The organism is Luteimonas fraxinea, assembly GCF_021233355.1.
Lineage (GTDB): Bacteria > Pseudomonadota > Gammaproteobacteria > Xanthomonadales > Xanthomonadaceae > Luteimonas > Luteimonas fraxinea.
In genome coordinates this window covers 3,937,812-3,957,457 of the sequence record NZ_CP089507.1, presented here as the reverse complement: position 1 = coordinate 3,957,457, position 19,646 = coordinate 3,937,812, and the positions used below count along the sequence as shown (strand labels likewise).

The following is a 19,646-nucleotide window of genomic DNA, read 5'->3' as shown; positions in this document are numbered from 1 at the left end:
TTGACGCTTAGCTACCCGCTGATCGCCCGGAGCGTTTGGACGCTTTCTAGGATTCGCTCGACCACGGGTGCGATTCCCTCGGTCGGCGTGCTCTTGCCGGGTGAGAAGCGAAACGCCCGCTGCGCACGCGGAATGTCTCCGAACATTGCTTGAAGGACATGTGAGGTCTTGACTGCATCAGTGGAGCAGGCGCTCGATGCTGAAAAGGCAACGATGTTCCGCATGGCTCGGATAAGTGCGAGCGGCTCGACGCCTGCGATGGAAAGCGAGAGGTTGTTCGGCAAGCGCTCGGCGTAACCGTTGACCTCCACGCCGTCCAGCGCTCCGGTGAGGTTGTCACGGATCTGCGCGGTGATTTGCGACGTATGATTTGCTGTAGTCCGCCATTCCTTCGCGCACAGCGCCATCGCCTCGCCAAATCCGACAATCAGCGGAGTGTTGAGCGTGGCGCTTCGCAAGCCTTTCTCGTGGCCACCACCCCAAGTGAGCGGAGAAAGCTTCGTGCGCGGGCGACGCCTGCGCACATATAGGGCGCCTACGCCCTTGGGGCCGTATATCTTGTGGCCTGACAGGCTGGCCATATCCAGCCCCAGAGCGTCTACGCTCACATCGCAATACGCTGGCATTTGAGCGATGTCGGAGTGCAGCAGTGCGCCGCCCGCGGCGCAGAGTGCTGAGATCTCGGTCAGTGGCTGGAGCGTGCCGACCTCATTGTTGGCGCCCATGATCGAGACCAAGAACGTCGTGTCGCGCAGCGCACTTTCGAGCTCGTCAAGCCGCACGCGTCCTGTCTCGTCCACCCCGAGATACAGAACCTGATGCCCCTCGTTCTCCAGAAGGCGAAACGACTCGAGCACCGCTGGATGCTCGATCGCGCTGGTGATCAGCCGGCGCGGCCCTCCGGCCGCGCGCACCGATCCCACGATCGCGAGGTTGTCGGCTTCGGTGCATGACCCCGTAAAAATTATCTCGCCGGCCGATGCGCCAAGCGTTTTTGCGACCTGCTCGCGCGCAGTTTCTACTGCGCCAGCGGCCTCGATTCCGTAGACGTGTTCGGTACTTGACGGGTTGCCAAACTGCTCCGAGAAATAGGGGAGCATCGCGCTCAGCACGCGCGGGTCAATCGGCGTCGTTGCGTTGTGATCGAGGTAGAGCGGGCGCGGAGCGCTCATTAGCGATCAGCCTTGCGCAAGAAGAGATCTGCGGGTGAGCGAAGGCGAACGGACAGCGAGCCGATGCCACGGTGAATGTGGCAGCGCAGGAGCTCCAATACGCGCGCATTGGACGGCGTCTTGTTGCTCGTCTCTTCTTCTACGACAGAGATAGCCGCGAGAAAGAGTTGAGTTTGCTCACCCGTGAGCGTCGACGCGTTGAACTCTTGCCCATCTTCATCGGGCAGTGGTGCATTGCCAATCGGTCCGTCTTCGAGAGAACTCATCAGCGCATAGCGGCACAGAAGGTTTGGCGTGATCCGCATCCGCTGGCGCATTGCACGCAGCTTGCTGGTCGCGTCTGAAGAAATGCGGAGCTTAGAGTAGTGCACTGGATGCTCCCTTCCGGCTTTTGAAGTAGCCAGTCGCCACCGCTGTGCGGCGCTCGTCCGGCAGATATTGGAGGTGATGGGTCTGGGCGACGAAGTCCGAAAGCTGTCCCACCATGTCCACATCTACTTCAGTGTCGGTGGAGAGCACGACGACCTGATGACTCACTTCGGGTAGATAGCGCTCCAAGATTGCTGCGCGGTGATCACTATCTAGACGCGCGAGCGGCGTGTCGATGATGACCGGCAGCGAACGCCCGCTGGTCTTGGCCAGCGCCCAGAGAATGGCGATTGCGAAGACCTGCTTTTCGCCAGCGGACAGGCGCACGCGTGGGATCTCGGCACCATCCTTGCCAATCAGGGTCGCCTGGAAATTGTCAGCGCTGATGCGAACTTCCCGCACCAGGTCGCCCTTGCGCGCCAGACGATTGAAGCAATCGACGAATGCGACTTCCAAGGCGCGCACTTTGCTGGCGATCAATGCGGTCTCGTAAGCCGCGAGCGAGGCGGCGATGCGGCTCGCGAGCTCGGTCTGACGCGTGCCTCGCCGATCTTCTGCTTGGCTGATCAGGAGCTTCTCGCGTGACTTGTCGAGCGTCGCGCGCCTGTAGTGCAGCGCATCGAGCGACTCCTGCAGTACTTTCAGACGGCCCTGCGTCTGTCCGTAGGATTGCTCCGCGCCCCGAAGCTCATCAAGCAGATAGCTCGCAGTCGTCTCGTCCACGCGCGCAAGGGACGTGTCGATCTCTCCAATACGCTCCTCGAGCGTGCGCAGGCGCTCGGCGAAGCCTTGCACGATGGATTGCTGCGCGCTTGCCTGCGTCAGTATCTGGGTGGCGTTCCCCACGGCGGTGAGCGCGCGCGGGGCGGCCGGCGCGTCGGACGCCTTGAAGGTGGCCTCGAGCAGCGCCTGGAAATCGTCTTTGTGCTCTTGCGTCCAGCGGCGCTGTGTTGCGGCGTCGGCTTTCTTCTGCCATGCGTTGAAGCGCTTCTGCAGGCGTGAAGCTGCGTCCTGATCCGCTGCGCCAGCTTTCGCGAGCGCGAGCTGTAGGCGCGCAACCAACGTGGGCGCCACGAGCCACGGCCAGAGGCCTGACGAGCCTTCCTTGAACTGCGCGAGCAGGGTGGTGCGCTCGTGATCGAGCGCGCTACGCTCGGCCGTCAAGCTTGAGCGCCTCAGCGCGACTTCGCCGCCGCCCACAGTGAAGCGCTGCTGCGCCTTTGCTGATTCGCGGCGCTGACCGTCGAGCTGGGTTTGCAGGTCTGCGCGCTGGTCGCTCAGGCTGCGCACTTCTTCGTCGATCTTGTCGCGCTCGGCGAGGATCGTTTCCAGCTCCTGATTTGAACCTACATCACTGCGTTGATTTCGAGAGAGGTAGAGGCCAAGGTCGGTGCGCAGACGCCCCACAAGATCGATGCCCAGAAGACTGCGGATCGCGGCACTGAGCTGGTGGCCATCGGTGGAGTCTTCGGCGATCTCAGTGATCTTCTCGCCGTCGAAGAAGAAGAGCTGAGAGACGCCGACGGGCAAAAGCTCGTGGAGGAAGTTCTGCCACTCATTCCGAGGCACTACCGTCACGGTCTCCCCGTTCTTGCGCAAGTCCATGCTCTCTTGCACGACATTGCCCCGCACCGTCCAGGCGCGGGAGACCTCGTAGATGTGCACCACGCCCGATTCAGCGAATTCGAACTCGATCCCAACCGATGCTCGGCCAAGGCCGCCTGCGCTCGGGCCCGTATGCACGCGCGAGCGCAGATAGTCCTCATAAGCAGATTGGGACGTGCGCTCGCCAAGCGCGAGCTTTCCATAGAGCGTCAAACGCACGGCTTCGAGCAGACTCGTCTTGCCCGCGCCGTTCTTGCCGCCTACCAAGATGATCGGGCGCGCCTTTCGCGCGCCGCGCGTCGGCTGGACGTCGATCACTTGCCTGCCTGCGTAGAGACCGAAATCTTCCAAAACAATGTTACGAATCAGCATCAGTCGACTTCGGCAGGGGGCGCGGATGGAATCATCGTGATGTCAAGCGTGCTGCGACGCTCGGACACCACCTCTTCGAGCGGGCGCCACTCCTCGGAAAGCGCGTCTTCAATCCGGTGATGCACAGCGTGGCGCCGCTTCATGCCATAAGTAGAGCGCTCGATATCCAAAAGCCGCACGACGAGCTCCATTGGCACGTCGTTCTCGGCGCATATCTTTTCGAGCAGCAGGCCATCGGCATGCGAGTAGTGCGCCGCATCGTCGACGACCCAGTCGAGTTCGACGCCGAGTGCGTCGCGCACAATCGCGGGCATCGAGTCCTGCCAGTCGCCGCGCTCGGTCCGCCAGATGTTGCGGATCGCGTGCAACTCGGTCTCGTGAATGAGCTGAGTGGCTTCGCCAGGCGGGGCGTCGGCCTGCACCTGCTTTTGCGCCTCCAAGAGCTCCCGGAGGAGCTTGCGGCAGAACTCCATGGTGTAGGGGCCCGGGATCACGTCGTCGGACTCGGCCTTGAACGACACTTGCCCCGTGCGGCGACGGAAGTCGCGCACTTCCCGCTTTTTTGCGGGATCCTGCGTCGCAGCCAGCATGTCGCGGTAGTCGAGGAGCGGCGTCATCCAGTCCTGGCCGGAGTCGATCATCGCTTCCATCGCCTTGTCCTTGGTCACCACAGTGCAGACCCAGCAGCCAAACCGCGAATTGCCGCAGCTTGGTGTGGTCTTGTCGACCACGAGCGGACACTCGCCGGCCTGGGCATTCCGATACATCGCCACTAGGTCGCGATTGTCATTGCCCCAAGGCGATTGGTTTTGCAGCAGATACGACCAGACCTCGTCGGTGCTGAACGCCTCGATCGGCGAGTAGACGAAGGCATTATTGAGTGAGGAATGGCGCGAGAGGCGCGAGCCCTTAATCTTGTGGAACGACATCACTTGGGCGCGCGTAGCGCTCTCGGCAGAACGCACGCCGAGCACCATGATGACCTCACCAAACTCCGCTACACGATCGAGAATGAATTCGTTCGCTGGCTCGATTTTGAGTCGCTCAGTGCACCAGCGAAAACGCCGCGACGGGGCAGGGTAGCCTCGTCCGATCATGTTGACCCAGAAGCTGCGATCGATCCGCGGCACGACCTTGTGGGTGCGAAACGGCATGCCCTGGGCGATCGCTGCGTCATTGATACGCTCAAGCGTCGCATCGATGTAGTTCACGATGACGGGCGTCTCGACCAGCGTATCGGAGCTGATCACATAGACCGGCTTTGCGCGCTGCTCAGGCGGAAGGGCTGCAAGCGCAGTCCAAACCACTTGCAGGGCACACGTCGAGTCCTTGCCGCCGCTAAAGCCAAGTACCCAAGGGCGGGTGTCTGCGAGATAGAGTTCGCGGACTTCTTCATACAGTGCGGGGATAGAACTTGCGGCGCGTTGGTGAGTCATGCAGCGACCTTGGATTTTTGGGATCTACGCGGGGGCGGCGGGAGCAACGCTTCTAGGCGCGCCGACTCTTCGCTCAAAGGTAGATCGAGCTCACGCGAGATGACATTGGCAACGGCGATAGTGCTCTGGCTGGTCTTGTTGATCCGGCCGCCCATCAATGCGCGGCCTTCCCAAAGCGACGTGTTGGCGCGAGACCAGTCAATGTCGCGAAGGCTCTTCAGGCGCGTCTTCCAGTCCCGGGGCTCCTCTCTGATCAACTGCGCACCCACGACGCCGATCGCTTGAAGAGCAATGCCGTGGGCGTGGACATAGTCGCGCCGAAGCTCATGCGCAACGACTGCGCGCTCAGCCACTCGCTCCCAGTCCGGCATGTTGGTGATCACCGCCTTCCAAAAATCTACTGCCAGTTCGAGATCGCCTGGCGAGAAGGCCTTATCCTTGGATCTGCAGAGCAGGCGACCCGTAGCCTGGTGAAGCGAGCTCAGCGTAAAGAGCTTAAGAGAGCGGTTGGAGATGCTGGTCTTTTCAAGATCAGTGAACTCTCGGAATAGCGGAATGGCTTGAATCAACTGACGCACTAGCTTGGCCTGCTCGTCTCGATGGTCATAGAGGAGCCGGATAGACTTGGTCGGGCGCACCGCGTGCACGTTGAGGTCGGCGAACATTTGCTGGGAGCGCTTCAAGCCGCCATCGACGAACAGCACGATCGAGATCGATTCATCTCCGAGCTCAGGACGCTCGATAAGCGCCTCCTCAATTGCGGCGCGGCGATGCTGCCCGTCGTTAATGAGGATCGTGGCGCTCATCCCGATCTGAAGCTGACCGATCGACCGCATCGGGCCAGAGCGCTCCACCGGCTCGAACTCGATCTCGCCATCGACAGAAGCGCACAGAGACGAGAGGATGTATTCCTTCGAATGGTCAACCATGTAGCGGGAAATCTGGGGTACCCGCACCCGGTTCAGCACCCTTTGGGCACGCAGCTCGGCCGGCAGAGCCTCGTCATCAAAGCGAAAAAGCCGTGGCACAAGACGGAGCGGGCACATCAGCACGTAGTACGCCCGCCCGGCTTGGATCCCGCGCATTGCGGTGAACCGGTAGCTGTTGGATTCCATGAGTGGAAGTTTGTTATTTCGCTTTGGACGTTCCTTTTAATGATAGTGCGTGAGCGCTGTGAACGCTAGGGCGAGTGATGTCCATACAGGAGCGGGATAAGAGGCAGTGGGCGAAGCTTTAGCGGTACAAGATTGCCCTGCTGGCGTTACTTCTCGATCGGAGCGGGGCTGTGCACACAGAGAGTCAGTCGACATGCTCATGCGGTTCGGTGCTTCGCTCTACCCAGGCAAGGCATGATTGTTGAGGTTGTACCTCTGCTCCTCGTCCCGCTCTGCACTAAGGCGCGGATGCGGCGCCTAGCGCCTCAATGTCCTGGGTTGTCACTGGACACTTCTCGCGTTCCAGAAAGAGCCTAGGCAGCGGCACGCTTGCCTGTGGGCTGACGGGATGAAATCTGACAGGCCCCAGCCATTTGCCCTTATTACTATCGGATTGCACGCGACGTAGGATGAGGCCGTTGTCCTGGCCACTTCACCTAAGTACCTGTTAGGGGACGAGGGCGAGAACCCTCAACAAAGCGCCGACGACCAAAGCCCCGCTAGCGGGGCTTTGTTTTACTCAGTGCCTCAGCGCGTTCGCTTACCTTTGTTCTTGAACTCCGAGAACACCTGCGGAGCTCTTCATCTTCGGCATAGAAGTAGGCGGTCGGGACGCTAAGCACCGCTGCCTGCCGCTGCAGGGACTGCAGGTCCGATCTATGCACCTCGATTTCGTAGCGGTTGCCGACCTCCGGCCGCAAGCGGCTGGACGCCGGCGACCGCCTGTAACCAGTGATAGCGACTGCACATAGAAGTTAGGCGGACAAAAGTTTCTTGTGCCCTACCTAGGCGCCTGTCTCAGCCAGCGGCCGGAGCAGGGTGCTACATTTCATGAAGAGACTGCCGCGCAGGAGCGGAGCAAGGCATGCTGACAACCCCCAGTTCTAAGTATCAGATCACGTGCCGAAGGCTTCGCCCCGCGCTATCTTTTCTGCCCGCATCAAGCAGGCGAGGAAGCTGCGTGGCATCGATAGCCAGCGAGCACTGGGTGCGATGATGGGACTGGACAAAGAGCGCGCCAGCAGTCGAGTCAATCGCTACGAGAGAGAGTCAAGCGGGGTTGACTTGAAAGGGCTGGCCGAGCTTGCAGACGCACTGCAAGTGCCTATGGCCTATTTGGTTGCAGAGGACGAGGCCACGGCCGAAATCCTCCTGTCGCTCTCATTGCTTTCAGTCAAGCAGCGGAAAGACCTGGTTGCTTGGATCAGTGAGAAGTTTGACAAAAACTGAGCCCGCATATCCTGCGACTCAGCGCCTGCTCTTCGACCTCAGCTGGGCAGCGAGCTTCCGTTGCTCTCCTGGTGGCAGGCTTGCTGCAGCAAGGATGATGTCCGCCAGCGTATCGGTGTCTGCCAAGAGATAGGCCAAAGGAACGCCGAGTTCCTTGGCCAACTTGCTAGCGGTTTCAAAGTCCGGCTCGGAGGTTCCGCGCTCATACCTTGTAACTCTGCTGGACACGACGTCCTCCGACAGGCCGATTCTTCTTCCAAGCTCCCTCTGGGAGATGTCCAAGGCCAAGCGTGCCTCTTTCAGCCGCTTGGTGAACATGCTGCTGATTCGAGACGCCATGAGCCGTCGAAGCCGTTCCTGTGTACGCACAGGATGGCTTTCTAGCCCCTCACATGTATGCTACAGTATATGTAGCACTTCTTTTCGTATTCCGTGAATTCTAGTAGCGGTAGAAGGCGAATCAGCGCTGGAGAGTACGTATGCCGATGAGACGGAGGCTGTACGTTTGCCTAATAAGCTACATTTAATGTAGCTGATCAGGGTCGTAGTGAGGAAATGCGCAACGGGTCGGTAGGGCCCTTGGTGTCGTGTGGAAACCATGCCGCGCTAGTGCGCGGCGGCTAAGCCGCAACTAATGAGCGGCGACCTATGGAGAGGGTAAGTAGCATGAATATAGGCAAGCTCAACAAAGCGATTTCCGTCGTTCTACTCGCCAGTGCCGCGGGGCCTGGGGCGGTTTCTACAGCGAGAGCGGTGACATCCGGCGAGGGAGATAAGCAGAGTTCTGAGCAATCTGCAGACAGATCAGGCAGAGAGACAGAAGCTGTTCAACTCGACACGATCCAAGTCACAGGCACCCGCATCCGTGGCGGCATAACGCCCTCGCCAGTGGTGACTATCGGCATCGAAAGCATCCGGGAAGAGGGCTTTGGGGATCTTGGCGAGGTGATTCGAGCAGTGCCTCAGAACTTCTCTGGAGGCCAGAACCCGGGTGTCCCCAGCCTCGGCTACTCCGGTGCCGGGATGCAGAACCAGAACATCACCGGCGGCTCGGCACTGAATCTGCGTGGCTTGGGTCCGGATGCCACGCTGACGCTGTTGAACGGCAAGCGCATGGCCTATGGGGGCATGACGCAGGCGGTGGATATCGACGCCATTCCGGTCGAGGCAGTCGAGCGTATCGAGATCGTGGCGGATGGTGCCTCCGCGATCTACGGGTCCGATGCGGTGGGTGGGGTGGGCAATGTGATTCTGCGACGGGATTTCGAAGGCGTCGCGGTCGGCGCGCGGTTTGGCGGGGCAACGGCGGGTGGACTTGCAACACGCGAGTACACCGCCACCGCCGGTACGGCATGGGCCAGTGGTGGTCTGCTGGCGACGTTCAAGACGGGCAGCGTGGATCCGATCTACGCGCGGCAGCGCCCCTATACCCGCCACATGACGCACCCGACCACGCTGTATCCGGGCAGCGATCTGGATAGCGGCCTGCTCAGCGTGAACCAGGCGCTGGGCGCGCATGTCGAAGCCCGCTTCGACGTGCTGCGGACGGAGCGCGACCAGGCCTACAACCTGTTCTCGCCGGATGGGCGGATCAACCGCGTTAACTCGGAGACGGCCACTATGCTGTTGTCGCCAAGCGTGGAGTTCTTCCTGCCAGGCGACTGGTCGCTCACGCTAGGGGGTTCGCGCGCCAGAAGCGTGCATCTCCAGTACCAGCGCTGGGAGATCGTCGAGACGGGCGCGGCCACGCCCTCGGTGCACGACTGCCTGTGCAACGAAAGCACCATCTATGAGATCGGCGGCGAAGGCCCGCTGTTCGTAATGCCTGGCGGTGAGGTTCGGGTGGCGGCGGGTGTGGGGTATCGAAGCAACGATTACCTGCACTTCAACTACCTGGCCGACGCGGCGACAACGCAAGGCCGCGATAGCAGCCGCTTTGCGTACGCAGAGCTCAGCGTGCCGCTGTTGGGGAATGCTGATGCTGGGGAGGGTGGACAGCACCTGGCGTTGACGGCTGCGTTGCGCACCGAGGACTACGACAGCTTCGGCAGCGTGACGGTTCCAAAATTGGGGCTGGTGTACGCCCCGAGATCCAATCTCACCATGAAGGCGTCATGGGGCAAATCCTTCAAGGCGCCGACGTTGCATCAGCGCTTCTTCGCGCCGTACGCCATGCTGACCGCGCCCGCTTACTTCGGTGGAAGCGGCTATCCAGCCGGCAGCACGGTGCTGGCCATCGGCGGTGGCAACCGCGAACTGGAGGCAGAGCGGGCATCCACGTGGACGGCGTCCCTGGCGCTGCACCCCGTTTCGATTCCCGGACTGGACCTGGAAGCCACGTGGTTCGACATCGATTACACGGGCCGCGCCCTGGAGCCGATCACGAACTTCGCGGAGGCGCTGAGCAATCCGATCTATCGGCAGTTCATTACCGTCAATCCCAGCGGCGAGGCGCAGGCCGAGCGCGTGGCCAGGTCCACGATCTTCTACAACTTCGCGGGCACGCCCTATAACCCGGATGACGTGGTGGCACTGGTCAACTTGCAATACACGAATGTCGCGCGCCAGCGGATCCGTGGGCTTGACCTGTCCGGTACCTACCGGGCGGACATCGGTCCGGGCCAGATGACCCTGCGCGGTTCTGCGAGCTGGTTGGACAGCACGCAGCAAAGCACAGCCCTGCAGGCGCCGTTCGATCTGTCGGGCACGCTGCACAACCCGCCCAGGTTCCAGGCGCGCGCGGGCACGGTGTGGAATCAAGGCGGTTTCTCCGCGTCCTTGTTCGCGAACTACAAGACCTCGCTGAAAGACGTCCTGCACGACGCGCGCACTCCGTCCTACACCACCGTTGACGTTGCGGTGCGATATGCAGCGCCGCAACCGCGCGGGCTGTTGTCCGGCACCGAGGTGTCGATCGCGGCGCAGAACCTGTTCGATCGTGAGCCTCCGTACAGCATCGCGTGGTTGCCTGGCTTCTCGCTCCCCTACGACGCCACCAACTATTCGGCGGTGGGTCGCTTCGTGAGTCTGGGGCTGTCGAAGCGCTGGTGAGCGTGCCTCAGCGACGGCATGAGCATGCCGTCGCTGCGGTCGATCTGAACTGTAAGCGAGACCTCTCATGAAAATTTCTCTTGGCTCACTGCTGTTGGTGACCGCGATCTGCTGCGCCTCCGACGCACGTGCAATTTCCCCACGGCAACTTATCGAGACTGTCGATATCGGTTTGCCAACCATGTCGCCCGATGGGGATCGCGTGGCGTTCCGGGTGGAACGGCCGTCGATCGAGCGCAATACCTACGACACCGCGTGGTACGTGCAGCGGCTCGACGACGGCGCGCTGCCTGTGCGGGTCGCAGAGGGCGGCGTGCCGTTGCGGGACTCTGCAGGCTTGCCGGTGCCTGCGTCCGCTGTCTGGTCAAGCGATGGTCGATGGCTCTACTACCGGGCGCTGATTGACGGGCGTATCGATGTCTGGCGTGCCGCAACCGATGGCTCGGGCACCACACCGCTCACGCTGGATTCGGCTGACGTGCAGGCGTTTCAACTGCTGGCGGATGATAGGTTGGTGTACAGCGTGGGGCCAAGCCGGGCAGAGGTGAGCGCGGCGGAGCAGGGCGAGTACGAGCGCGGGATCCGGATCGACGCGAATGCGCCAACGAGTCAGAACCTCTTTCGGTCCGGCTTTACCGAAGGGCGCTTGGGGACTCAGCGTCTCGGCTTCTGGTTCGATCGTGTGCCGCTGCTGGCGCACAAGCCGGTCCACTGGATCCAGATGGATCCCGGTTCCGGCGAAAAGCAGCGGCTTGAAGCGGAACCCGCATCGCCAACCACGGTTGAACTGGCTGTCCTCCAGAAGGCATGGGGCGAGCCGTTCAAAGGGACGCGTGAGCGCGGCGGCGGGCGTGTCGCGTTTCTGGCCAGGCGCAGTGCGACTGATGGGGGAGGGCGGGCAACCCGGCTTGTCACGATGACGGATCGATCGGGCGATAAGCCAGTTCTGTGTGCCGCCGATCATTGCATCGGTCAGAACATCACGGACCTGCAATGGCGGCCTGGTCACGACGAGGTGGTGTTCACGGTGACCGATCCGGAAGCGGGCATGGCGCAGTCCATCTTTCGATGGAACGTCGAGACGGGCACCGTGCACCCGGTGACGCGATCCGATGGTTTGCTCAGCGGCGGTCGCGATGAGCGCAGCGCATGCGGTGTGTCCACGGGCGCGCTTGTGTGTGTGGCAGCCGGAGCGGCCGTACCGCCGAGACTGGAGCATGTCGACTTGGCGACGGGCGAGCAACGATTGCTGTTCGACCCGAACGCAGCGCTTGCCCAGGCCGTTGCTGCCAACGGCACTCCGTGGCTTCTGCAGTGGACCGATGCCGAGGGCAACCGTTTCTCGGGGCAGTTTTTCCCCGCGAAGGCGAGGGGCAATAGGCCGCCGCCGCTGTTTGTCACCTACTACAAATGTCCGGGCTTTCAACGCGGCGGCTATGGCGACGAGTGGCCGCTGGCCGCGTTTGCGGCGCATGGAATCGCGGCGTTGTGCATCAATGCGGCGCCATTCCAGGCCACGGCTGTGGAGCGGTATTCGACGGGATTGTCTGCCGTTGAAGCTGCGGTCGCGCTATTGGGCGCCGAGGGTGAGATCGATCCGGCCAGGATCGGGATGGGCGGGCTCAGCTTCGGCACCGAAGTCACGATGTGGACCGCCATGCATTCCAGGCTGCTGTCGGCTGCTTCGACCACATCGCCGATGCTGTCGCGCACGATGTATCTGCACGGCAGTCTCAAGGGCGAGGCGTTCTTCAACGGACTTGAGGGCACCTGGCAGTCCGGGGCGCCGGAGGACACACCTGCGCAGTGGCAGGTGCTGGCGCCCGAACTGAACCTGGACAGGATCGACGCGCCGATCCTGATGCAGATGCCCGAGCAGGAGTACCTGTGGGCGCTGGACTACGCAATTCCACTGATCCGCGAGAAGCGGGCGGACATCTACGCCTTTCCACACGAGGCGCACTTCAAGTTCCAGCCGCGCCACCTGCTGGCGGCTAACGAACGCAACCTTGATTGGTTCCGATTCTGGTTGCTCGGTGAAGAAGACGCGGACCCTGCCAAGCACGCGCAATACGAGGTGTGGCGTTCGATGCGAGACGCCAAGGCGCTCGCGGCGACACGCTAACAAAACAAGCTGTCAGTCCTGATGGCGCAGCCAGCTTTCCACCATGCAGAGCGACAGGATTCGCAGGTACTGCTGATCCCTCGGCGGTGCGTCTTCGGACAGAACGCGCTCCAGTGCGTGCACATCCAGCAGCAGGTGTTCCCTCAGATGACCTGACATCAGCAACGTGCGTATTTCACTCCGGTTCCGCTGGTAGATCGCACCAAGGTACCCGGCAAACGTGCCCTTGCTACGTCTTTCGAGCACGCGTGCAGGCAGGACATCCGCGAACGCGTCGCGCGCGACCGCGCGATTACGTCCGCCGGCGAACCACATCCATGTGGGCGTCCTGAGCGCAGCTTCCATCACGGGCTGCGACAGCAGCGGCATGCGGACCGGGCGGCCGCCGCAGCGCGGTGTGATGTCCCGGAAAATCTGCGTGCCGGCAAGCCCGACAACGCGTTCCCGGTCGCCGGGCAATGTGTCTTGCGGCACATCAAACCAGGGGTGACGCTCTGGCGTGAGAGCCACGCGCGATGGATCGACGAAGGAGAGATCGGGCCGCAGAAGCGGTGCGCGCGCCGAGCGCACCTTCTTCAGAGACAGTCCGCCTGCCCGCCAGAAGGTGCAGTTGTGCAGGGTTGCCAGGTCGTTGACGGTCCTGGTCCACGCAAGCAGGCCCTTGGTCCGCAGCGCGTCAACGGCTGGGCTGGCGCTGCTGAGGTAGCAGAAAACGGTGTCTCCGCCGGCGCCCGATAGATGGCTGTTCACCCGATGGTGTTCGCCTGCAGCGGCTAGCAGGTCACTGACAGCATGTTGAAGCACGCCCATCCGGGGCGCGACGGAATTCGCCGGCGGTGCGGGATTGACGGTCGCCGCTTCGAGGCCGAGATCCAGGACATCAAGTGGAAGCTGCAGCTGGTCCGCCACCTGTTGTGCGTAGATCCGCTCGTCCGTCCCTGGGATAGGGGTCTTGAGAGAAGACAGCACAACATGCGAGTCGGTACCTTGGGTCGATACGGCAACGATTGAAGAATCGAGCCCACCAGAAAGCTCAACCAGCGACGAGCCATCAGTATCGATCCATGTCCTGACGACCGAGGTGACTGCATCACGAATCGAACGTGCCGCGGTGGCTTGATCGTCATACCGTGCGTCATGGGCGACGAATCGCCAGGGATTCCAATCTGATGTCACGGACGCTTGGGCACCGTCCAATGTCATCGTGCAACCGGGGGGAAGCTCGCTGATCCCTGCCAGCCCAGACCTTTGTGCCTTGTGTGTGGGAAACGACAGGCAGTGCGCGATGAACTCCCAATCGACTTGTCGCGTATACAGCCCTGAGGCAGTTGCCAGAGATATGTCCGAGGTGATGAAGGCTGCGGCGTTGTCGACCCGATAGACACAGGGAATTCCTCCCGAGAGGTCGCGAAAGATCGAGAGTCGTCCGGTCTCTTTGCTTTCGTGCAGCAGCAGGTAGTCGCCCCAGCAATGCTTGAGCACTGCACTTCGCAATGCTTCGATCGGCTTGTGAGCTGCCGGATCCAATGCGTCCTGCAATGCCGCGCCTGTTCGCGCGAAGAGATGACCGATGACCACACTGCCGTTTGCAAGCGGGGAGAGCGGAGTGTCGGTAGAGAAATAGATCTTGGAGCGGCCCAGAAGCACACACCTGCTCAATCCAAGGCGGGCGAATTGCATGTCATAGGCCGTCGCCTCCGAAGAATCCGGAAAGTTCGGTGCGTTGACGAGCACGATGTAGCGGCAAGCCATCAGATCACCCGTATCGGCGTGTACGACTCCACGTTTCCCAGTGTGTCGTTGAGGATCGTCTCGCCGGCTTGCAGCCAACAGTGGGCTGAGAACGGCGCGCCAGTCACACCAAAGACGAGGTCGGCGCGAAGGCCCCTGCGTGCCAGGAAGCGGAGCAGGGCGAGGGAGTCGAGGAGACAGACTGGTGAGACGGGAACGTAGGGGCGAACGCGACGGAATGAGAGAGCGGCATCGGTTGCTCCGTCCCAGCCTCGCCGAACTACGCTCGACCTATCGCATTTGCGGGCCGGTACTTCGCTCAGGGCGGACTTGAGGCCTCGCGTCTTGAGCAAATGGCGCGTAGCCACAACGATCCACGCGATCTCGAGAAGGGTCGATACTTCGAGCGGCGCTGAAGACACTGGCCGCTCCAGCGCGCTGGTGACAGGGGCTATGAACGACTTCCGGATGACGGTTACAGCGCGGTCTTCATCTTGCACATCGCCTAGAGCCGTTGAGCCATCAGATGCCCCAGGGATTTGCTCGAACTGCGTAATGAGTCGCGGCTCATCCGCCTTATCAATCTGGAAATAGCGGTCTCGTGCGATATCCAGAAAGATCAGTCGGCCATTGACTTTGCAGCAGGAGATGTCTTCGCTGAGCTCGTAGTGCATCAGAAGGCCCTCGCCAACGAAAAGGGCGCATCTTTCGATGCGCCCTTGTTGGTCACTCGTCGGAAATTCCGGAACCCATCAGGGTGCCGACGAACTCGTTGATGCCTGCGGGACCCTTGGTCTCGATGCTGGCCACGCCGAGCTCGATGACCGCAACCGGAGCCGCGGTGCCGGCGGTGGTGGTGTCGTTCGTATCCATTTCAGTCTCCTCGGGTTGTGTCATGGCGATTCCATGACGAGCCGAGTGTCGGGAGACAGAAAAGTAATTTTCAAATAATTCTTGTTGTGTACTTTGAGTACTACGACGAACCGTGAAACGCGTCGTATACACCTTTGGGCAAGCGCAAGCCGCGTCAGTGCAGTGCGTCGCGCGCTTCCGACAACAGATGCACCGTGGCGGACACGAGCTTGCGGCGGCGGGCGTGGTAGGTACCCAGCGCGCACTTGAGGCGCGGAATGTCAGCACACTCCCATGCATCCATTAGATCGGCCAGCTCCGCGCGGGCGTCAGGCACGAGTGCGCGCTTGGCGGTGCGGATGGGGGCGAGCCGATCATTGGCGTTCTGCGCCGCGAATCGCATTTCCTGCTGAGGCGTGCGACGCGCAATGGCGTCGAACAGCTGCCATGTCGCTTTGGCGATGTTGTCCTGCGCGTCCAGACCTCGCGGCGGCCTGCCATTGGGCAAGGCACCGTGATCAAGGGCAGCGAGCAACCGGTCTTCCATCCACTCGTAAAGCGCGCGTAGTGCAGCTTCGGTGGGGAAGGGCATGTGGAATCCGTCACGCCCTCGGTCGAGCACCAGCCGCTCGCCGCTCAGATGGTGCAGAGCGAAGCGAACAGGTGTGAGGCTGGCATCGAACTCAAGAGCGAGCGAGGCCGGCTCGATGCGTTGGCCGGGTGCGAAGCGCCCGCATTGCAAAGCGCGACGGATCTGTCCGTACAGGCGCGCTCCTTTCGACTGGCTCGCGATCATCGCGGCACTCCATGTCAGCGTTACCCCAAGTCCTGCAGCTGATATTACATTCACGTGACGCGGCTGCAATGCGTGACAAAGCACACTTCAATCGAAGCCCAACAACGATGTTGGCCCTGGTCTCCCATTCCGAGCCTGCAGCGCTACGACGGCCCCTGAATGCGAACGCGATTGCGTTCAAATTGTCTGTCGTCAATTCCGGCCTCGGGTTGCTTCAGCGGCCGCTCTTGGGGGTTCGAGGGTCGTCCTAGAACACGCGGACTCATACGCTCAAGATATGAGTTCTATTCAACCTCCGATCTTTACTTATCAATGTCGCGCCGCTAGTTTGATCAGCGGTGTCGGCATTGACGTTTGTTTCCTGCACCGAAGCTCGGTGCGGTGATGCATTCGACCAGCGCACGCCCGACCGGATGTCATGGCATGCCGTAAGCACCACGATGCGTCATCACTATCCCGACGCTTGACGACGCGTTTCTGCGCGATAGGAGTTCTCAACCAGATGCATCGCACTTTCAGCGCCACTCTACTTGCGCTCGCGGTGAGCGTCGCATCCGTCTCCAGCAACCCGGCGATGGCCGCCGATTACCGCGCGAATCCGTTCACGCTGACCTATGCGGGCGCGGTCGAAGAGAACGTGCCGGGGCAGCTCAACGTGCATCCCGTGACGTACACCCTCAACGGTCTGCACATCGCCGCAAACGTCTACACGCCGGCTGGCTACGATCCTGGCAAGACATATCCGACCGTAGTCGTTGCGCATCCCAACGGAGGTGTGAAGGAACAGGTAGCAGGTCTGTATGCGCAACGGCTGGCAGAGCAGGGGTACATCACGATTGCAATGGACGCCGCCTATCAGGGCTCGAGCGGTGGTGCGCCCGGGGGCGTCGATCGACCGTCGTATCGCATTGAAGACATTCACGGTGCAGCCGATTTCATCACCGGTTACCCGGGCGTGGACGGTGCACGGCTCGGTCTGTTGGGCATTTGCGGTGGTGGTGGCTATGCGCTGGCTGCGGCGCAGACCGATCAGCGGTTCAAGACCATCGCGACGGTGAGCATGTTCAACTCGGGTCGCGTGCGTCGTAACGGTTTCGCCGACTCCCAGCTCGACAGCATCCACGAACGGCTGCGCCTGGCGTCCGAGGCACGTGCCCAAGAGGCCGCCGGCGGATCCGTCGTCTACTCGGGTGATGCCGACATGACCGATGCACAGATCGCCGCGTTGCCGTTCGAGATGTATCGGCAGGGCTACGAGTACTACTGGAAGACGCATGCGCATCCGGGCTCAACCTTCCGTTACACCACAAGCAGCCTGCTCGACCTGATGCGCTGGGATGCGACCGATCAGATCGAACTGATCGACCAGCCACTGCTGATGATTGCCGGCAGCAAGGCCGACAGCCTCTACATGACCGAAGAGGCGTTCGCCAAAGCAACGGGCACGCAGGATAAAGAACTGTTCCAGATCGACGGCGCCACCCACATCGAGACGTATTGGGTGCCGCAATACGTCGATGCTGCGATTGGCAAGCTCGGCGAGTTCTATGGCCGCACGCTTTGAGCGCGGCGTTTCCATTACCAGGAGAGAGCGCATGAGAACGCCTTCTGTCATGACCGCTGCGCTGCTCGGCGCCTCGATGTGTGCCGTCGCCCCAGGCGTGACGGCTGCCGAGTCGGACCAGCAACGGATCATCCGTGCAGGTGATCAGCCATCCTCCGAAGGCCCATCGATCTCGTTCACTGGGCGCGTACGTGTTGACCCTCTATTTCCGGTCGACGAAAGCGTCAATGCATCAGGCGCCTACGTCACATTCGAACCGGGCGCACGCTCGGCCTGGCATTCGCATCCGGCGGGACAGCGCCTCATCGTGGTGGCGGGCGTCGGTCTGACCCAGGAGTGGGGCGAGCCTGTTCAAGAGATTCGGCCCGGCGACGTGGTCATCTGTCCCGCTGGCGTCAAACACTGGCATGGCGCCGCCTCGACCACAGGCATGACCCACCTGGCGGTGAGCGGCGTGCTGGACGGAAATACCGTGGAATGGATGGAGCAGGTGAGTGATGACCAGTACAACGCCCGCTAGACGACTGAAAGTGATGGCCGCTTCGTTAAGTCTTGGCCTCGGTCTGGTGACGACGGTGGTGCACGCCAGTCCACGGAACGCGCCGCCGGCAGAGGACGCAGCCTGGCCGGTGTCGGAGACGCTTTCAGAGAAGCAGCAGACAATTCCGTTGATCGCGGCGGCAATGGCCAGCGGCGATATGCCCCGACTCAATGCGTCGCTGGAGCGCGGTCTGGATGCCGGGCTCACTGTCAGCGAGGCGAAAGAGGTCCTGGTGCAGCTCTACGCCTACTCTGGCTTTCCGCGCAGCCTCAACGCATTGGGCGAACTGCTGAAAGTGGTGGAGACGCGTCAGGCGCGCGGCATTGCGGATTCGTTAGGAAGCGAGCCCAGCAAGGCGATCCCCACCGGCGAGGCGCTGATCGAGATCGGCACCGCGAACCAGACGATGATCTCCGGCGCACCGGTTCGGAACGCGGTGACGGAATTTGCGCCCGTCATCAACCAGTTTCTCCAGGCGCATTTGTTCGGCGACATCTTCGAACGCGACAACCTGGACTGGCAAAGCCGGGAGCTGGCGACTGTCGGCGCACTGGCGGCAATGCCCGGCGTCGAAGCGCAGCTGCGTTCGCACATGGCGGCCAGCAGGCGAGTGGGCCTGACCGCTTCGCAGTTGCGGGAACTGGTCCAGCTGCTGGAAGACGGCGGGAATCCGGATGCCGCCAGGCGCGCTCGCGAAGCGCTCGATCAGTCCCTGGTTCCAGCGTCGCGACCGTAAATGCAGGGGTGATCGATATGAACGCAACACACACCATTCCTCTGAACAACGGCGTCGTGATGCCGTCGCTTGGCCTGGGTGTGTTTCAGGCGAAACCCGAAGTCACCGCTGCCGCCGTCGAAGAAGCTTTGCGGTTGGGCTACCGGCTGATCGACACGGCAGCGGCATACGGCAACGAGCGCGAGGTGGGCGAGGGTATCCGCCGATCCGGTCTCGCCCGGGGCGACGTCTTCATCGAAACGAAGGTGTGGATCAGCGATTTCGGCTATGACGCCACCCTGCACGCATTCGAGAAGAGCGCCGGAAAGCTCGGTGTCGAGCAACTGGATCTGTTGCTGTTGCACCAGCCGCTGACCAGCGCATTCGACCTGACGCTCGGTGCCTACAGGGCGCTCGAACAGCTTGTGGCCGACGGACGGGTGCGCGCCATCGGCGTCAGCAATTTCATGCCGGACATGTTGCAACGGCTGCTCGCCACCGCCTCGATCGTGCCGGCCGTGAACCAGATCGAAGTGCATCCGTACTTCCAGCAGTCCGAACTCCAGGCCGTGCACGAAAAACACGGCATCGTGACCCAGGCCTGGTCCCCCATCGGGGGCATCACGTCGTACGCGGGTGGAGGCAAGCGCACGTTCGACGATCCAGGGATCCGGCAGATCGGCAGCGACGTCGGCAAGTCGCCTGCGCAGGTCATGCTGCGCTGGCATCTGCAGCGCGGCCGCACGGTCATCCCGAAATCGATCAGGCCCGAACGCATCGCCAAGAATCTGGACGTGTTCGATTTCGAGCTCTCGGCTGCGCAGCTCGCAGCGATCGATGCGCTCGACACCGGCGTCCGCGGCGGCCCCGAGCCGGACAGCATCACGCTGGACACCTACGGCCGCGAGATTCCCGAAGCCTGACGTCCTCAGC

17 protein-coding genes are annotated in these 19,646 nt (G+C 61.8%); 7 read left to right on the top strand and 10 right to left on the bottom strand.

The genetic code is table 11. The annotated features are described in order from the left end of the window. Positions 1 to 11 precede the first annotated feature (11 nt). From LU699_RS18030 to dndB, 5 genes are read right to left on the bottom strand one after another with little or no spacing between them, the layout of a single operon-like run. Positions 12 to 1,172 (bottom strand): cysteine desulfurase family protein, encoded by a 1,161-nt coding sequence (locus LU699_RS18030; RefSeq protein WP_232580333.1) that lies wholly within the window; start codon positions 1,170 to 1,172, stop codon positions 12 to 14. Continuing rightward, the gene (gene dndE, locus LU699_RS18025; RefSeq protein ID WP_232580332.1) at positions 1,172 to 1,543 is read right to left on the bottom strand and encodes a DNA sulfur modification protein DndE; all 372 of its coding nucleotides are present in this window, start codon (positions 1,541 to 1,543) and stop codon (positions 1,172 to 1,174) included. The genes LU699_RS18030 and dndE overlap by 1 nt, the downstream gene beginning before the upstream one ends. Then, positions 1,530 to 3,518, bottom strand: a complete 1,989-nt coding sequence (gene dndD / locus LU699_RS18020) for a DNA sulfur modification protein DndD (protein ID WP_232580331.1) — start codon at positions 3,516 to 3,518, stop codon at positions 1,530 to 1,532. The genes dndE and dndD overlap by 14 nt, the downstream gene beginning before the upstream one ends. Next, positions 3,518 to 4,954 carry a DNA phosphorothioation system sulfurtransferase DndC gene (dndC, locus tag LU699_RS18015; RefSeq protein WP_232580330.1) on the bottom strand — a complete coding sequence of 479 codons (1,437 nt, stop codon included), beginning with the start codon at positions 4,952 to 4,954 and terminating at the stop codon, positions 3,518 to 3,520. Before dndC ends, dndD begins: the two co-directional genes overlap by 1 nt. Beyond that, positions 4,951 to 6,069: a DNA sulfur modification protein DndB gene (gene dndB / locus LU699_RS18010; RefSeq protein ID WP_232580329.1), complete on the bottom strand. Its 1,119-nt coding sequence runs from the start codon at positions 6,067 to 6,069 to the stop codon at positions 4,951 to 4,953. The genes dndC and dndB overlap by 4 nt, the downstream gene beginning before the upstream one ends. A gap of 963 nt (positions 6,070 to 7,032) precedes the next feature. On the opposite strand from dndB, the gene LU699_RS18005 reads away from it, so the two are divergent. Further along, entirely contained in the window at positions 7,033 to 7,338 is a 306-nt protein-coding gene (locus LU699_RS18005; protein WP_232580569.1) for a helix-turn-helix domain-containing protein, read from the top strand. An 18-nt stretch (positions 7,339 to 7,356) separates the two neighbouring features. Here the strand turns inward: LU699_RS18005 and LU699_RS18000 are convergent, their stop codons facing one another. Then, entirely contained in the window at positions 7,357 to 7,656 is a 300-nt protein-coding gene (locus LU699_RS18000; protein ID WP_232580328.1) for a helix-turn-helix domain-containing protein, read from the bottom strand. A 348-nt stretch (positions 7,657 to 8,004) separates the two neighbouring features. Between LU699_RS18000 and LU699_RS17995 the strand changes: the two genes are divergently transcribed. Continuing rightward, positions 8,005 to 10,389: a TonB-dependent receptor plug domain-containing protein gene (locus LU699_RS17995; protein ID WP_232580327.1), complete on the top strand. Its 2,385-nt coding sequence runs from the start codon at positions 8,005 to 8,007 to the stop codon at positions 10,387 to 10,389. A gap of 67 nt (positions 10,390 to 10,456) precedes the next feature. Then, positions 10,457 to 12,514, top strand: coding sequence for an Atxe2 family lasso peptide isopeptidase (locus LU699_RS17990; protein ID WP_232580326.1), 2,058 nt, complete (start codon positions 10,457 to 10,459; stop codon positions 12,512 to 12,514). Positions 12,515 to 12,526: 12 nt separating this feature from the next. Here LU699_RS17990 and LU699_RS17985 read toward each other — a convergent pair whose 3' ends face one another. From LU699_RS17985 to LU699_RS17970, 4 genes are all read right to left on the bottom strand, one after another. Beyond that, positions 12,527 to 14,266, bottom strand: coding sequence for an asparagine synthase-related protein (locus tag LU699_RS17985; protein WP_232580325.1), 1,740 nt, complete (start codon positions 14,264 to 14,266; stop codon positions 12,527 to 12,529). Further along, a complete protein-coding gene (locus LU699_RS17980) occupies positions 14,266 to 14,919 on the bottom strand; it encodes a lasso peptide biosynthesis B2 protein (protein WP_232580324.1) in 654 nt (217 codons plus the stop codon). Before LU699_RS17980 ends, LU699_RS17985 begins: the two co-directional genes overlap by 1 nt. Positions 14,920 to 14,971: 52 nt before the next feature. Then, the gene (locus LU699_RS17975) at positions 14,972 to 15,118 is read right to left on the bottom strand and encodes a benenodin family lasso peptide (RefSeq protein ID WP_232580323.1); all 147 of its coding nucleotides are present in this window, start codon (positions 15,116 to 15,118) and stop codon (positions 14,972 to 14,974) included. 154 nt (positions 15,119 to 15,272) lie between these two features. Beyond that, entirely contained in the window at positions 15,273 to 15,893 is a 621-nt protein-coding gene (locus LU699_RS17970; RefSeq protein ID WP_232580322.1) for a GntR family transcriptional regulator, read from the bottom strand. A gap of 502 nt (positions 15,894 to 16,395) precedes the next feature. Between LU699_RS17970 and LU699_RS17965 the strand changes: the two genes are divergently transcribed. From LU699_RS17965 to LU699_RS17950, 4 genes are read left to right on the top strand one after another with little or no spacing between them, the layout of a single operon-like run. Beyond that, positions 16,396 to 17,457: an alpha/beta hydrolase gene (locus LU699_RS17965; protein ID WP_232580321.1), complete on the top strand. Its 1,062-nt coding sequence runs from the start codon at positions 16,396 to 16,398 to the stop codon at positions 17,455 to 17,457. 31 nt (positions 17,458 to 17,488) lie between these two features. After that, positions 17,489 to 17,977 (top strand): (R)-mandelonitrile lyase, encoded by a 489-nt coding sequence (locus LU699_RS17960; protein WP_232580320.1) that lies wholly within the window; start codon positions 17,489 to 17,491, stop codon positions 17,975 to 17,977. Next, the gene (locus LU699_RS17955; protein WP_232580319.1) at positions 17,955 to 18,734 is read left to right on the top strand and encodes a carboxymuconolactone decarboxylase family protein; all 780 of its coding nucleotides are present in this window, start codon (positions 17,955 to 17,957) and stop codon (positions 18,732 to 18,734) included. The genes LU699_RS17960 and LU699_RS17955 overlap by 23 nt, the downstream gene beginning before the upstream one ends. Positions 18,735 to 18,751: 17 nt before the next feature. Further along, positions 18,752 to 19,636, top strand: a complete 885-nt coding sequence (locus LU699_RS17950) for an aldo/keto reductase (RefSeq protein ID WP_232135090.1) — start codon at positions 18,752 to 18,754, stop codon at positions 19,634 to 19,636. Positions 19,637 to 19,646: the final 10 nt, after the last annotated feature.